Below are 16,880 nucleotides of genomic sequence, written 5' to 3'. Positions count from 1 at the left end.
ACATCAAATCCCTCTGTTGCAAAACAGGGGGATTTTTTTTGTATTTTGTTAAAGTGATTTTATCATTAGCTTCGCGCCTATTTTTAGAATTAACAAAATGATTAATTTCCTTAAACACTATAAAATAATACTCTATAGGTTCATTATAGTATTTATTCTTATTATAAATACTACCTTTTTATTTTCACAAATACCAATTATTAATTCATTTTCTCCTGAAAAAGGAAAATATTATGATTGGGATACAATAACCGGAACTGGATTTCATACAAATCCAGATAGCAATTTTGTGTTTTTTGGTAGTATAAAAGCTACTGTTTTTTCTTCAAGTACGACTCAACTTATTGTTAAAGTTCCAAGATCGGCACAATCAGGACCCATTACTATAACAAAAAGTGGTTTAAGCACTAAATCTTCTACCCCATTTATAATCTATAAAAATGGCGGAAGCTATGCAGACAGTTCAGTAATTTTATTTGGTTCATTTACCGGCTATGTTGATTACAGTCAAATAGTTCAAGAAAATCAAATTGCAAGTGGTGATTTTAATTTGGACAATGAAATAGACTTTGTTGAAACCAATTCCTCGGGCGGGTCAAGAGTTTTTTTAAATAGTAAGACATACCAAATTGCAAATTCTTTTCAGTCATATATTAGCCTGTCTGATAGTACCGGAAACAAAATTTTAGGCGTTGCTGATATTAATAATGATGGAAAAGATGACATTATAAGTATTAATAAAACATTCAAAAAAATCTACTACTTTAAAAACAATTCTACGGCTAACGTATTTAGTTTAAGTAGTCCTTTAATATTCAATCTAACAAACTCACCAAGAGATTTTAATATTAATGATTTTAACAACGATGGCAAGTTGGACTTAGCCATAACCTTTGACACAGTATATTCGAATACGCAAGGAACAGTTATATTATTAAATACATCGACCAATTCGAATACGTTGTTACTTTCTACACCATGGACAGTAAATACCCTTTTAGGCTCAAAAATTTTAAATGGCGATTTTAACCTAGATGGCAAACAGGATTTAATTGTATGCCCTGCAACCGGATCTGCATCCAATACCATTTTTTTAAATAATAGTACAACTAGTAATATTTCCTTTATTCCCTTCAGTTTCGGTTTCTCAGCAAGTAATAAATTCCAAATAGGTGACTTTACTTTAGATGGCAAAATAGATTTCATTTTACATACTGATATGAATACATATCTTTTTGAAAACAGAATAACCGGATTCAGCGGATCCATTGTAACTTATGGCAGTCCTATTTTTCTTATGAATAGTAGTAACAGCAACAGTAAGTTTGTCGATATAAATATGGATGGATTTAGTGATTTTATTGTTAGCAACTTCCAAACGGGTCTCTCTAAAATTTATTTACAAAATAAAGAACCTGACTCACTCAACAGAAGGCAATTTTCATTTTCAGTAAATATAAATAGTCCTTATACCACCAATAGCCTAATTTTAGCTGACTTAGATACCAATTATTCTCAAGATATGATTTCTTATTGGAATGGATTATGGATAAAAGAAAATAATTTTTTAAAGCCACAACCAACCATTAAATCATCTAATGTGAATATAATTTCTATTGAAAGCTTCAAAGCTAAGTTCAATGTAAATAAAGGCAATGGCAGTCAAAGACTTGTTGTTTTAAAAAAAGGAAGTCCAATTACACAACTGCCCGTAGACTATTCAAATTATCTGGCTAAAGATTCTTTTGGTTTAGGCACATCATTAGAGACCAATGGCTATATAATGTATATTGGCAATAAGGATACTTTTACCTTTAATAACTTAAGACGAAATACCACCTATTATGCAGCGGTAATAGAAGCTCATGGTCTAGGACTAGGCGCTAATTTTATGGACTCTGCTTATTATTGGAATTTTAGAACTGAAGATCAGATTTCTGTTCAAGTTTCAAATGTAACAGTTAGCAATATAAGTGATTCTAGTGCCAAAATAAGTTGGACAAAAGGTGACGGAAATAATCGGTTGGTTATGGCTTTACGCGATAATAAACCAAACGTGCGTCCCATTCAAAATAAAATATATTTAGCAGATGATAAATATGGAGATGGAGATACCATTAAAGAAACAAACGGAAATATTAATTACATTATTTATAGTGATAGCGGCTCTTATGTTTATATAAACGGGCTTTCCAGCAGTACCACTTATAATATAAGGATGTTAGAATATGAAGTAAAAGCCGATAGCGTAAACTATGCTCCTAAGCTTGCACCTATTGATATAGTAATTAAAACGCTAGTAAAAATACCTCGAATTGATTCCATAGTTCCTCTAAAAGCTAAACCAGGAGATAAAGTAGTTATCTATGGTGATTATTTTGACTATGATTTAATGATGAACAAAGTAAGTTATTTGGTTGATAATGCAAACATTTCAACGACTACTTCGGTTACATTTGGAACAGTAAAAGCATCCCAGTTTAATATAATAAACAAAAGAACTATTGAAGTTATAGTCCCTTTTGGCGCAACAAATGATTTTATAAGAGTAACAAGGAAATCATTAGGGGACTCCTACTCTCCTAAAAAATTTCAACCCTATTTTTTAAGTAAGGATTCTTTTGGGACTGGAACTTATACATTTAACAGTAATCATTTTTCTTACAATAATGGAAGTATTACAATAAATGGTATAGCATCAGGTGATTTAAACTTAGATGGTAGACCAGATAACTATTCATCTCATATGAATGGTATTGCATATGCATTATCACCGGCCTATCCAAATTATAGCATAGAACTTGCTTTCCGGTCTTGGTCTATAGCTATGACTAGCCAAACTTCATATAGAACCTTACAAACTAATTTTGATGTTGATCGTGACTTAAGAATGGATTTGCTATCATCTTCATTAACAGCAACGGGCTCTTTTGGTTGTTCTAATTTTAGTTGCGATGGTGGAGCTAACCCAGTTGGATTTTCTCCCGGATTAACACTAGGATTAACTGATTTTAATAAGGATGGTGTATTTGACCGATTAGTAACCCGAAATAATTTCAACAATAATTATAGCATTTTTGCATTGGGAATTTTAGAATATAATAAACCATTTTTGGGGTGGTCAAGTGGAAATCAAAATTTAACTGCTGCAACTATTAATGATTTTAATAATGATGGCAAGCCGGATATTTTATTTGCTAACAAAAATACAGGTGCAATTCGAATATATAGAAATACATATGATACAGGTTTCTTTAACACAAGTTCTTTTGACACAACTTTAGCAATTAGCGGACCATCAGGGTGGGAAAATATCGAAAGTGCCGACATCAATGAAGATGGAAAAGAAGATTTTGCAATTATCAATTCACTAAATAATAAACTATATATCTATAAAAACATATCAACAGGAATTATATTAGATTCTAATTCATTTGTACTTACTGCTGTTTTTTCACTACCTAACAAACCAAATAAAATTAGACTACAAGATGTTTCGGGAGATGGTAAAATTGATTTAATAGTATCTGGACCAAGTACTAATGAAACCGGACTAATGATTTACAAAAACAATATGGTAAATCAAAATATAGACACCAACAATTTCAAGCTATATTTAAATGCTTCTAATGCCATTGATGGTGAACTTAAAATAGCTGATCTAAATTTGGATGGTAAACCAGAAATTATAGTAAATTATGGTCCCACTAATTATTACGAAATAATGCAGAATAGTCAAAAACTATTCAAAATTAATCCATTAAAAAAATATGTTTATTCTCACGGTGATAGCCTTTATTTACCTTACAATACCTATGGGCGAACTTTTAATAGTGGTAATTTATTTAAAGTTCAATTACTAGATTCCATAGGTAGTACAATAATTAATGCAAATATTGGGCAGAAAACAAGTAGCTTGAGTATAGACACTTTATTATGTGTTTTACCTGCTAACACTGCAATAGGAAGTTATAAATTAAGAATAATTTCAACCTCACCAAAGGATACCGCTATCACAACTGATTTCAATATAAGTATATGTCAAAATGGACAAACAATATTATTATCCAGTACAAAAGGCTTTAGTATATGCAATTATGATAGTTTAAATTTAACGGCAGGAGTAAATAATTTAACAGGACTTTACAATTGGTATAGGAATAATACCTTATTAACCAGTACCAATGTCAACTCTCTTACAATAAAAACAGCGGGTCAGTATAAAGTTGTTTACAAAAGCAGCATTGGATGTTCCGTAGAATCGCAAACAAAACAAATAAACACATTTAATAATTCATTTTCAGGCTATTCATACACCGGAAACACAATCTTTTGCAACGGTGATAGCGTTTTGGTGACCGTAAACTCAACTCATAGCAAATTCAAAACTTATTGGAATCTAAATAACAACCCTTTGCCTTCAGACTCCTTTAACAGTATTAAAATAACGCAATCTGGAAATTATAATGCAATTATAATAGATTCAAATTATTGTAAATGGTCAGCTCCTTTGTTTAGTACAAATAGTAACAATTATGCTATAGCTTTAAAAGCAAATAGACCATTAATTTTTTGTAAAGGTGACAGTACTTTGCTAATAGCTGACTCATTAAACAATGCAGATTTAAGATGGAGATGGTATGTAAATAATATATTACTGCAGGATTCCAATAACACTTTAAAAATAACATCCTCCGCAACTGTTAAACTTAAATCAACTAATGCTAATGGGTGCATAAAATACTCAAACGATACACAAGTAATTGTAAATTCTTTACCCACAGGTACACTTACTGGAAATAAAGGTTTTAGAAATATTTGCAGCTATGATAGCCTTCAACTTGAAGTAACTACCTCTGCCAATAAATTTCAATGGTACAAAAACGGTATTACCTTAACCTTAGACACTACATCAAAATTAAAAATAAAAACAACCGGCACTTATAAAATTAAATTAATTGATTCTAACCTTTGCAGTAATTTTTTATTAGATACATTAATAACATTTGTACCTAATAAATCACCTGCAATAATTTTCAATAAATTACCTGTAATATGTGAAGGCGATAGCGTAGTAGCATCGTCTAGCATTATAAATGGTTTGAAAAGCTTTAACTGGTATTATGAAGGTATCTCTCAAGTAAAAGATACTTTACCCAACTTAATGATAAAACAACATGGAACATATGCCTTCATTATTAAAGATACATTTAATTGCTATTATAAATCAAATGATAGTATATTAAGTGTTAACTTAAAACCTAATATACAAAGAGTTGTATCCTCTTCAAATGGAAAGTGCCTTGGTGATAGTTGCATACTTATAGCGCAATCGCTAGATACCATTCAATCATACAACTGGCAAAGAAATGGAGTTGATTTGAATAAAAACAATAAAACTATTACTGTAAAAAATAATGGCGTTTACAATTTAAAAATAATAAATAACAAAGGTTGTTATTCAAATTCTTTCGATACCAGCATCACTTTTTATTCATTACCAAAAGTTGGATTTACAACTAACCGGGTTTCGCAATGTTTAACAAATAACAACTTTGTTTTTACCGATACTACTCTGAATACGACTAGCATTTGGAATACTGGTATTGGAAATACACAAACTTCCAAAATTGCCAATCAAACTTACGCCAATGCAGGTTTATACTCAGTTAAGTTAAAATCAATTACCACCGATGGCTGTATTGATTCGGTAACAAAAACAATAACCGTTTTAACTCAACCGATAGTGGGAATTATTATTAATAAGGATAGTCAATGTTTAATTAACAATAATTTTATTTTTACAGATACTACATCAAATACAACTAGTATTTGGAATACAGGTATTGGAAATATACAAACCTCTAAAATAGCCAATCAAACATACGTTAGTGCCGGTTTATATACAATTAAGTTAAAATCACTTACTACCAATGGTTGTAGAGATTCAGCAACAAAAACAGTAACCGTTTTAACTCAACCAATAGCAGGATTTATTATTAATAAAGATAGCCAATGTTTAATTAACAATAACTTTATTTTTACAGACACTACATCAAATACAACTAGTACCTGGAACACCGGCATTGGAAATATACAGACCGCTAAAACTGCCTATCAAAGTTACACCAATAGCGGTAACTATCCAGTTAAACTAATTGTAAAATCAAACAATAACTGTTTAGATAGTATTAGTAAAAACATAACTATAAATGCCTCACCAATAATAGGAAATATTAAAGGTCCAACATCTGGAATAGGATTAATTAACCCTATAATTTATTCAATAAATAAACAAGTTAATCATACCTATAAATGGATAGCAACGAATGGAGATATTGTTTCAGGTCAAGGTACCGATTCTGTTACCATATTATGGAAAAGCTTAGGAACCGGAAAAGTATATACCGAAATAAAAAACACTCAAGACTGCTCTGATACCACTTCGTTAAATGTAAATATTACTAATTTGAGTCTGCATAACATAAGCAACAACACCCTTGATTGGCAAATTTACCCTAATCCAAATAATGGCCATTTTACTTTAAAACTAAACAATAAAAACCTGACTAACATACAATTAAAACTAATCAATATGCTTGGGCAAGAAGTATGGAGTATTAATAAATTAATTATAGATAGTATGCAAGAACTAGAATTCGATGCCAATTTGAGTAAAGGAGTCTATTTGATTCAGTTACAAACCGAAAATGGCTCGGCCTTTAAAAATATTATTATCCAATAGAATTAACCCAAAATAAAAAACCTTGCTTTGAATCAGCAAGGTTTTTTTATTTCAAGTAGTTTAGTCAGAGACCCTTTTATTCCTTAATTATTCAATCTCAACCAAAACCCCTTTATGATCAGATAGCTTGCTATAAAACCAATCAGTTACCAATACCTTTCGTTTATTTAAAAAAAAAATTGACATAGCTATATGGTCAATACAAGCAGGCATTTGAGACGTTATCAATTCGATATTATGCTTATTAAAACTATCTAGTAATTGTTCTCTTCCCCAATTGGTAAAGTAATAATTATCGTTAAAACTTATATTGTAATCACCTACAATACACAAATTATTATGCGTAGAGAATTTATCAAAATCTATTATTTGTTGGGCTAAGTCAGTTTTAAAATCAGCATGCCTATTACCATAAACACCCATTATGGTTCCATAAACCACCAAATCACCTTGTTCCGTTTTAAGTGTTACACACAAACTAGTGTATTCGTTGAAAGTAGCATATTGATTCACTATTTCATATTTGCTATAAATAGTTACTCTATTCTCAGTAGGAAGATAATTTTGAGGTTCATCACTAATTAATGCAGGAGTTGAAATGCAATATGGATAATTACTTAACACTACTTGTTTATCCGTTTCAGTTAGCACCAAAATATCAGCCTGCAAACCATTTAAAATACTGGTTATGGTTGCCAAATTAGTTTTATGCTTTAAGCGTTCAATATTCCAGGTAGCAATTTTCATGTATAAGTCCGCGTATCAATGCACCACAATACCGCCTTCTCTAAAAAAGTGCATACGCAATGTTTCACTTGATGTATCGCTGGTATAAACGCCTTGGTTAAATACCAAATCATCGTAACGCATTTTTACATCAAACTTACCACGTAAATGGTTAGCTGAATCAGCACTAAAAAAATCAAATTCAATAAAATATTTATTGTTAATGCTCCACGTACCTCTACCTGCCGGGTTTTGCGTAACAATACTGCTATCAGCATAAAAGTTTAAGGTAAACAAATTACTCTCATTTATATATTGGCGACTATTGTCAAAAACCATTCTTTGCTTATTAAACTTTCGGTTTTCATACTCAAAAATTTGCCACGGACCTTTACATAATTGTTGTACCAACGAATCCGAAATCCTATCGCGTTTGGTTAAAAAATAATGGTATTTAGTGGTATAGGTTGACTCTTGTTTCCAATTACAAGCAGCCAAACAACATACTACAGACAATAGAACTAAACTTTGTTTTAACATGCTGAAATAATAAAGGCAGGCAATATATAATTGCTTAATTATTATTCCGCTCAATCCACACCAGTTTGTTAATTTATTTCTTATAAAAAAAACAAGCTTAGCTTAAAATAGCCCTTTAAGCGACTTACTTTGCAAACTGTTTCAAATACACTTCATGGACGGTCAACTCAGGCAAAAAATATTATTAGGGGTCTTTATTTTTATAGCATTGGTATATGTTATACGCTTGCTAACACTCCAGATTTTTGACGATAGTTATATACGTTACGCCCAAAACAATGTATTACAGGAACAAACCATTTACCCTGCGCGTGGCTTACTTTCTGACAGAAACAATGAATTGTTGGTATACAACGATGCCATTTATGATTTGTTTGTTATTCCCGAACAAGTAAAAGAGTTAGATACCGTAACTTTTTGCGAAGTATTAGGCATAAGCAAACAAGATTTTATTGACCGATTTGAGCGCATTAAACGCCAAAAAGGATACGCTATTTATAAACCTTCCGTTTTCGAAAAACAATTAACCATTACCACCTACGCCAGGTTCCAGGAAATGCTTTTCGATTTCCAGGGTTTTTATGTAGATGTAAGAACCGATAGAAAATACAAACACAGCAATGCCGCCCACATTATGGGTTATATTGGAGAGGTAACCGAAAAAATGATAGAGCAATCAAACGGTTATTATCGTATGGGCGATTTTATTGGTATTAGCGGAGTAGAGCGTACTTACGAAAAAGAACTAGGCGGAACCAAAGGCGTACGCTACGTTTTGGTAGATAGCAAAAGCCGTACACAAGGACGCTACAAAGAAGGCGAATTTGATACCGCAGCAGTAGCAGGTAAAAAAATAAACTTAACGCTCGACTATAAATTACAAGAATTAGGCGAAGCTTTAATGCAAAACAAAATAGGCAGTATAGTAGCTATTGAACCAGCAACAGGCGAAATACTATCTATGGTGAGCAGCCCCACTTATGACCCTAATTTATTTGTAGGCCGCGAAAGAGGAAACCATTACATGGAATTATTACGCGACCAAAGTAAACCGTTATTTAACCGACCTATAGCAGCACCTTATCCTCCGGGCTCTATTTTTAAAGTTATAATGAGTTTAATAGGCCAGCAGGAACAAGTATTAACACCCAGTACAGCCTATGGTTGTTCACGAGGTTTTTTTTATGGAGGCTTACATGTAGGTTGCCATCCACATGGCTCACCGTTACCACTCAGAGCTGCAATAGCTGTAAGTTGCAATGCCTATTTCTGCCATGTATACAGAACCGTAGTAAACAATCCACGCTATAAATATGCAGAGGATGCCTACAACAAATTATACGAACATTTAGCCAGTTTTGGTATGGGTCATAGATTAGGTGTTGACTTATATGGCGAAGGAAGCGGTTTTGTACCCAAAGCTACCTACTACGATAAAATATATGGACGCCACCGCTGGCAGGCACTTACCACTATTTCGTTAGGAATAGGACAAGGAGAATTAGGTATTACCCCATTACAAATGGCCAATGCCACCGCATTAGTAGCCAACAGAGGTTACTACATTACACCACATATTGTAAAAAGTATCGATGGCAAAAAAAACCCGAATCCTGAATACAACAATAAACATTGGTGTACAGTAGATACAAGTTATTTTCCGGTAGTAATTGATGGAATGGAAGATGTGGTAAATCATGGAACAGCTTATGTGGCACGTATTCCAGGTATAACCATTTGTGGTAAAACTGGAACAGCACAAAATCCACATGGTAAAGATCACTCCATCTTTTTTGCTTTTGCTCCAAAAGACAATCCTAAAATAGCCATAGCAGTAGTAGTAGAGAATGCAGGCTTTGGAGCCACATGGGCTGCGCCAATTGCCAGTTTAATGATAGAACAATATTTAACAAAAAAACATGATACACGAACTTACTTAGTAGAGCGTATGATGAAAGGGAACTTAACCAATAAACCAAAACCTAATGACTCAACAGCAACCAAAACCGGCAAGCATTGATTGGATTTGTTTAGTCCTATATTTTGTATTTGTATTTGCAGGCTTATTGTGCATTTATGCTTCCGTGTATAAAGACACAAATCCCCTTATTTATGATATGAGCCAAAACTATGGCAGACAATTATTATGGATAGGTATTTCATCATTTGTAGGGCTTCTTATTTTACTGGTGGATGAAAAACTCTTTTATGCTTTTGCTTATGGTTTCTTTGGTTTATCAATATTACTACTCTTAGCCACCTTTGCCGTTGGAACCGAAATTAAAGGTTCAAGCAGTTGGATTAGAATTGGAGGATTTCAATTACAACCAGCCGAGTTCGCCAAATTTGGTACTGCCCTGGCTTTAGCTAAATACCTAAGTGGTTATAATATAGATTTCGATAAATGGCAAACCAAAGTAGTGGCCATTGGTATTATTGTATTGCCCATGATTATTATCCTGTTACAAAACGAAACAGGTTCAGCATTGGTATTCGGTTCGTTCTTTTTAGTATTGTATCGCGAAGGTTTACCGGGTTGGATATTAGTAATTGGCGTATTAATGGCTGTGTTAAGCATATTGGCTTTATTGTTTCCTCCCATATACATTATTATTGGCTTAGTAGTTATTGGTGTTGCATTCCTGTTATTAGTAAAACGTACCATGCTACTGATATACCTATGTGCAGGGATTCTCATTTTTGCAAGTGCCTACGTAAGCGTGGTGAATTATGCATTCGAAAATATTTTACAGGCACATCAAAAAACACGTATCAATGTGCTTTTAGGTAAAGAAGTAGACTTAAAAGGTGCCGGCTATAATGTTCAACAATCAAAAATAGCCATTGGCTCAGGAGGGTTTTTAGGCAAAGGATTTTTAGAAGGCACGCAAAACAAATTCCGATTTGTGCCGGAACAAAGTACCGATTTTATATTCTGTACCATTGGCGAAGAATACGGCTTTGTAGGTTCACTTGTATTTATAATACTATACATGCTTTTACTATGGCGTTTATTGGTAATGGCCGAACGCCAACGAAGCAAATTCAATAGAATTTATGGCTATAGTGTAGCGGCTATTTTATTCTTCCATTTTTTTGTAAACGTAGGCATGACATTAGGTTTAATGCCTGTTATTGGTATTCCACTTCCATTCTTTAGTTATGGAGGTTCGGCCTTGTTAAGTTTTACTATTTTGTTATTTATTTTTATCCGTTTAGATGCAAATAGAGTAAATGAATTACGGGGAGCGTTTGAATAAAATAAATGGTATAAGGACGTTAAAAAATCTTTTTAAGCACCACCAAATTTTTCACGCCATAATTGGTTAAACGACTTATCCTCTATTTTAGGAAACTCACGTTCATTACCCCACTCCGATTTATATAGTTGCTTAAAAGTAAAGTTTTTAAGCGTAGTAGATTTATTTAAATTTTTGCGACTCAACATGGCTTTAGTCCAAGTATACCAAGCCAGTTTATTACCGGCTGATTCTTTGCCTAAATTAACAACATCGCGCCTGTTTCTGATAATATGGTTACTGATATCAATATTAACAGGGCAAACATCATTACACTTTCCGCAACTTGTGCTTGCCTCCGCTAAATGCCTGTTTTCACTTAAGCCTTGCGCCAAAGGTTCAGTTACCATACCAATAGGGCCTGTATAATTACTTTCGTAAGCATGCCCTCCAATATTTTTAAATATAGGGCATACAAAATGACAGGCGCCACACTTTATACAACTTAAGGCCTCGCGCTGATCCTGTGCAGCTAAAATATTACTCCTGCCATTATCAACCAGTACAACAATAAATTCATTGGGGCCATCAAACTCATCGTTATTTTTAGGACCAACTATAGTATTGTATGCTGTTAAATATTGACCCGTTCCATAACTGGCTAATAGCGAAAAAAACAAATCAACATCGCCCAGCGTAGGAATAATTTTATCAATGCCAGCTATAATAATATGCGTTTTAACAAACGTGCTACAAAGCCTTACATTACCTTCGTTTTCCGTAATGCAAGCCATGCCACTATCAGCTATTAAAAAATTAGCCCCGGTTATACCAATATCAGCTTTATAATACTTTTCGCGTAAGTGTTCACGCACATCACTGGTCATTTGCTCAGGCTCAATATCAAGCGAAGAACTAATGGTCTGATTCAGTAAATTATTAATTTCCTCTTTGCTTTTATGCATAGCAGGAAGTATAGTATGAAAAGGTTTTTCGTTAAAACCATCAACTATAAAATCGCCTAAATCCGTTTCGTGTAATTTATATCCTTTAGCCCTTACAAATTCATTAAGCCCAATTTCATTGCAAATAGATGATTTGGATTTTACAATGCTTTTAGCATTGTTACGCTTAATAATTTGCTCAATTTCATTCAGGGCAGTAGCAGCAGAATCAGCCCAAATAACTTTGCCTCCTTTGCGCATTAAGCTACCTTCAAAGTCAACCAGGTACTTATCTAAATTTTCGTTCACACGCCATTTAATATAAGCAGCCCGTTTACGTGCCAACTCCAAATCAGCAAACTGACCCAAAGCACTTTTCATAGCAAGCTGGTGCTTTACCGAAGCATTTTGCGTTCGGTTTTGCAGTTCCTTGTTTTGCAAGGATTTTTTTACACCTTGATGAAATGATTGTTCTGAGCCCATCTACTAGCTACGAATTAAGCAAAATCTATTCAAACCAAAAAAATTTTGTTGTGAACACCTTATTTGATATTGCTCATTTTAATGGGTATTCCACTTTTAAACTTTGCCTTCACATAAGTATTTATATTTTTGTTAACTCAAAAACATAAATAACCAAACCATGTATAAAACATTACAACCCTTGTTGCAAGCCGAATTAAGCGAAATTGAAAACGCTGGTCTTTATAAACGCGAACGTATTATTACAAGCCCACAAGCCGCATCTATAAAAGTAAGTACAGGAGCAGAAGTATTAAATTTTTGTGCAAATAATTATTTAGGCTTATCAAGCCATCCAAAAGTATTAGCAGCAGCAAAAAACGCTATTGATAGCCATGGTTTTGGTTTAAGCAGTGTCCGTTTTATATGCGGGACACAGGATATTCATAAAACATTAGAAGCTAAACTTTCAGAATTTTTAGGTACAGAAGATACCATTTTATATGCAGCCGCTTTTGATGCCAATGGCGGTGTTTTTGAACCTTTGTTTAACGAACAAGATGCTATTATCAGTGATGCTTTAAACCATGCAAGTATTATTGATGGCGTGCGTTTATGCAAAGCAGAACGCCACCGTTACGAGCATAACAACATGGCTGACTTAGAGACCAAACTACAAGAAACCAAACATTGCCGCAACAGAATTATTGTTACCGATAGCGTTTTCAGTATGGATGGAACCATTGCACAACTAGACAAAATTGTAGAATTGGCAGATAAATACGAAGCCCTGATTATGATTGATGAATGTCATTCAAGCGGCTTTATGGGTAAAACAGGAAGAGGAACTCATGAGCATTGCGGAGTAATGGGTAAAATAGATATTATTACCGGTACGTTAGGAAAAGCTTTAGGTGGTGCCAGTGGCGGTTTTACAAGCGGCCGTAAAGAAATTATTGATATGTTACGCCAACGTTCACGCCCTTATTTATTCAGCAATACATTAGCACCAAGTATAGTAGGTGCAAGTATTAGTGTGCTTGATATGTTAACTGAAACTACTACCCTGCGCGATAAATTGTGGGAGAACACCAAATATTTCAGAAGCAAAATAGTAGAAGCAGGCTTTGATGTAAAACCTGGCGAGCATGCTATTGTACCCGTTATGTTATATGATGCTAAATTATCCCAAGACTTTGCTTCAAAATTATTAGAAGAAGGTATTTATGTAATAGGTTTCTATTATCCGGTAGTGGCTAAAGGGCAAGCCCGTATAAGAGTGCAGATATCAGCCGGACACGAAAGAGAACATTTAGATAAAGCCATAGCAGCCTTTACCAAAGTAGGCAAAGAACTAGGCGTTATTAAATAGATAATAAAAAGAGCGAAAACTAAAATTTTCGCTCTTTTTGTTAAAACCAATAACAATTCAGCCATACTGTCATTGGTTTGATTTTTGTAACATGGTAGAAAAACTAATACCTGTTGAATGACAACACCATTTGAAAATATGCCGGCCCACGCTAAAGTTTGGGTATATGCAAGTGATAAATTATTAACACCCACCCAAGTAAACCTTATTCAAGAAAAAGCAGCTCCATTTATTCAAAGCTGGACAGCCCATAGCAATCAGTTAAAAGCAGCATTTGCCATTTTACACAATTGTTTCTTGGTATTTATGGTTGATGAAAGTTTTAACGAAATAAGCGGGTGCGGAATTGACAAATCCGTTCATTTAGTAAAAGAAATAGAAGCTGAAACAGGTCTTAACTTATTCAATCGTTTAGCTATACAGGTTTTAGATAACGATGAATTAACCGTTTATAGAAAATCAAATCTATTGGAAAGCATCCATCAAAATTTAGTAAGCCCGTTAGCTAAAACATTTAACAATCAAGTAAGCACCAAACAAGAATTTGATACCAACTGGATAATACCCATAGAAAAAGCATGGTTCTATCCAAAGCAAAATATACTACAGAATTAAAATTACATTTTGCTAGCTCGAAACTATTTGTAGTTTTGACAAAGCAATAAACTTTAACATAACCTAACACAAATAATAATCTCAATAATCAATGGCTGATATTAATTCAAATGATTTAAAACCTAAAAACGACAACAACCCCATACCCAAGAAACCCAATATGCCTAAGTTCAATTTCTATTGGATTTATGGTGTTATTGCAGTAGTAATGCTGGTTTTGTGGCTTATGCCACGCGACTTTGCAAAAAAAACTACTTGGTTTGATGTGCGTAACAACATGATTTTAACACATGATGTAGAACGTATAATGGTGGTGAATAAAGAGCGAGCTGAAGTATTTATAAAAAAAGCGGCTCTTAACAATGCAAAATATAAAGAAATAAAAGGACAGGGAACTTTTGTAGAAGAGGTAGGTCCGCATTATTATTTTGAAATTGGCGACTTACAACAATTTGAAAAAAACATGGATGAAGTACAAAAAGACTTTACCACAAATGAAAAAATTCCTGTTGAGTTTGCCAATACCAGAGAAACCTCTAACTTTTTAGTAAACTGGTTACCTATTTTACTGTTAATTGGATTTACCTTTTTTATGCTGCGCAGAATGGGTGGCAACGGAGGTGGAGGCGGTGCACAAATATTTAATATAGGAAAAAGCCGTGCCCAGTTATTTGATAAAGAAAGTAACGTAAACATAACCTTTAAAGATGTTGCAGGCTTAGATGAAGCCAAAGAAGAGGTAATGGAAATTGTTGATTTCCTTAAAAACCCAAAAAAATATACAACCCTTGGTGGTAAAATTCCAAAAGGAGCTTTATTAATTGGTTCACCGGGAACAGGAAAAACCCTTTTAGCCAAAGCCGTTGCAGGTGAGGCAGGTGTACCTTTCTTCTCGCTTTCAGGTTCTGATTTCGTAGAAATGTTTGTGGGTGTTGGAGCTAGTCGTGTGCGCGATTTATTTAAACAAGCCAAAGAAAAAGCACCTTGTATTATATTTATTGATGAGATAGATGCCGTTGGACGCGCCCGTGGTAAAAATGCCATGCAAGGAGCCAATGACGAAAGAGAAAATACCTTAAATCAATTACTAACGGAAATGGATGGTTTTGGTACCGATATAGGTATTATTATTTTAGCCGCAACCAACCGTCCTGATATTTTAGATTCAGCTTTATTACGTCCGGGACGTTTTGATAGACAAATCTCTATTGACAAACCAGACTTAAAAGGCCGTGCTGCTATTTTCAGAGTGCATTTAAAACCACTTAAACTAGCCAACGATGTAGAAGAAACCAAGTTAGCTACACAAACTGCTGGTTTTGCCGGAGCTGAAATAATGAACGTATGTAACGAAGCTGCTTTAATTGCCGCCCGTAGAAACAAGGAAATGGTCGACATGGCTGATTTCCAGGCAGCTATTGACAGGGTAATTGGTGGATTAGAAAAGAAAAACAAAGTAATCTCGGACCACGAAAAACAAATAGTAGCTTACCACGAAGCTGGTCACGCTATTGCAGGTTGGTTCTTAGAGCATGTTGACCCATTGGTAAAAGTAAGTATAGTTCCGCGTGGAGTAGCAGCTTTAGGCTATGCGCAGTATTTGCCTAAAGACCAATATTTATATACCACCGAACAAATGGTAAATATGATGTGTATGACTTTAGGTGGTCGTGTAGCAGAAGACATTATATTTAACAGAATAAGTACAGGTGCACAGAACGATTTAGAGCGTATTACTAAAATGGCTTATGCTATGGTGACCGTATATGGTATGAATGATAAAGTAGGGAACTTAAGTTTTTACGATGCCAATCAGGAATACGGTTTTCAAAAACCATACAGTGATAAAACAGCTGAATTAATTGATCAAGAAGTCCGTTTATTAATTGACACTTGTTACCAGAAAACGAAAGCTTTATTAACTGAAAAGAAAGACCTTTTAGAAATATTAGCACAAGAGTTATTGAAAAAGGAAATCATATTCCAAGCCGACTTAGAAGTTATTTTAGGCAAACGTCCGTTCGAATACCGCAACCAGGAAATAGAAGCCATGGATGCAGAGAAATTACAACTGGACGAAGAAGCAAAACGAATAGCTGAAAAGAAAGCAGAAAACAATCAGCCATTGACAAGCCCACTTGCCGATACACATCCTGATGCTTAATTAAACTATAAAATTAAAAACTGCTTTTGAAATAAAAATCAAAAGCAGTTTTTTTATTGCCATTATTTTTCAA

The 16,880-nt window shown here is 33.9% G+C and carries 9 protein-coding genes; 6 read left to right on the top strand and 3 right to left on the bottom strand.

Annotated elements, in window-relative coordinates:
* The first annotated feature begins 97 nt into the window (after nt 1–97).
* A complete protein-coding gene (locus tag V4538_04530; GenBank protein MES2380283.1) occupies nt 98–6,745 on the top strand; it encodes an FG-GAP-like repeat-containing protein in 6,648 nt (2,215 codons plus the stop codon).
* Between the two features lie 87 nt (nt 6,746–6,832).
* Here the strand turns inward: V4538_04530 and V4538_04525 are convergent, their stop codons facing one another.
* Both V4538_04525 and V4538_04520 read right to left on the bottom strand, forming a co-directional pair.
* Nucleotides 6,833–7,492 carry an endonuclease/exonuclease/phosphatase family protein gene (locus V4538_04525; protein MES2380282.1) on the bottom strand — a complete coding sequence of 220 codons (660 nt, stop codon included), beginning with the start codon at nt 7,490–7,492 and terminating at the stop codon, nt 6,833–6,835.
* A gap of 15 nt (nt 7,493–7,507) precedes the next feature.
* Nucleotides 7,508–8,011, bottom strand: a complete 504-nt coding sequence (locus V4538_04520) for a hypothetical protein (protein ID MES2380281.1) — start codon at nt 8,009–8,011, stop codon at nt 7,508–7,510.
* A gap of 154 nt (nt 8,012–8,165) precedes the next feature.
* Between V4538_04520 and mrdA the strand changes: the two genes are divergently transcribed.
* Together mrdA and rodA are read left to right on the top strand one after the other, a co-directional pair.
* Entirely contained in the window at nt 8,166–10,031 is a 1,866-nt protein-coding gene (gene mrdA, locus V4538_04515) for a penicillin-binding protein 2 (protein MES2380280.1), read from the top strand.
* Entirely contained in the window at nt 9,997–11,271 is a 1,275-nt protein-coding gene (gene rodA, locus V4538_04510; GenBank protein ID MES2380279.1) for a rod shape-determining protein RodA, read from the top strand. The genes mrdA and rodA overlap by 35 nt, the downstream gene beginning before the upstream one ends.
* A gap of 32 nt (nt 11,272–11,303) precedes the next feature.
* On the opposite strand, the gene V4538_04505 is transcribed toward rodA, so the two are convergent.
* Nucleotides 11,304–12,677 (bottom strand): LUD domain-containing protein, encoded by a 1,374-nt coding sequence (locus V4538_04505; protein MES2380278.1) that lies wholly within the window; start codon nt 12,675–12,677, stop codon nt 11,304–11,306.
* 160 nt (nt 12,678–12,837) lie between these two features.
* Here V4538_04505 and kbl point away from each other — a divergent pair, with 160 nt between their 5' ends.
* The 3 genes from kbl (at nt 12,838) to ftsH (ending at nt 16,807) form a co-directional block, all read left to right on the top strand.
* On the top strand, nt 12,838–14,028 hold the full coding sequence (kbl, locus tag V4538_04500; GenBank protein MES2380277.1) for a glycine C-acetyltransferase: 1,191 nt from the start codon (nt 12,838–12,840) through the stop codon (nt 14,026–14,028).
* 117 nt (nt 14,029–14,145) lie between these two features.
* A complete protein-coding gene (locus V4538_04495) occupies nt 14,146–14,643 on the top strand; it encodes a hypothetical protein (protein ID MES2380276.1) in 498 nt (165 codons plus the stop codon).
* Nucleotides 14,644–14,734: 91 nt separating this feature from the next.
* Nucleotides 14,735–16,807: an ATP-dependent zinc metalloprotease FtsH gene (gene ftsH, locus V4538_04490; protein ID MES2380275.1), complete on the top strand. Its 2,073-nt coding sequence runs from the start codon at nt 14,735–14,737 to the stop codon at nt 16,805–16,807.
* Nucleotides 16,808–16,880: the final 73 nt, after the last annotated feature.

The sequence above is a fragment of the Bacteroidota bacterium genome (assembly GCA_040388375.1).
In the GTDB taxonomy this organism is placed as follows: Bacteria; Bacteroidota; Bacteroidia; order UKL13-3; family UKL13-3; genus JAAFJM01.
Note: the sequence above shows the minus strand (reverse complement) of the source record. Positions and strands in the feature narration are given on the sequence as shown.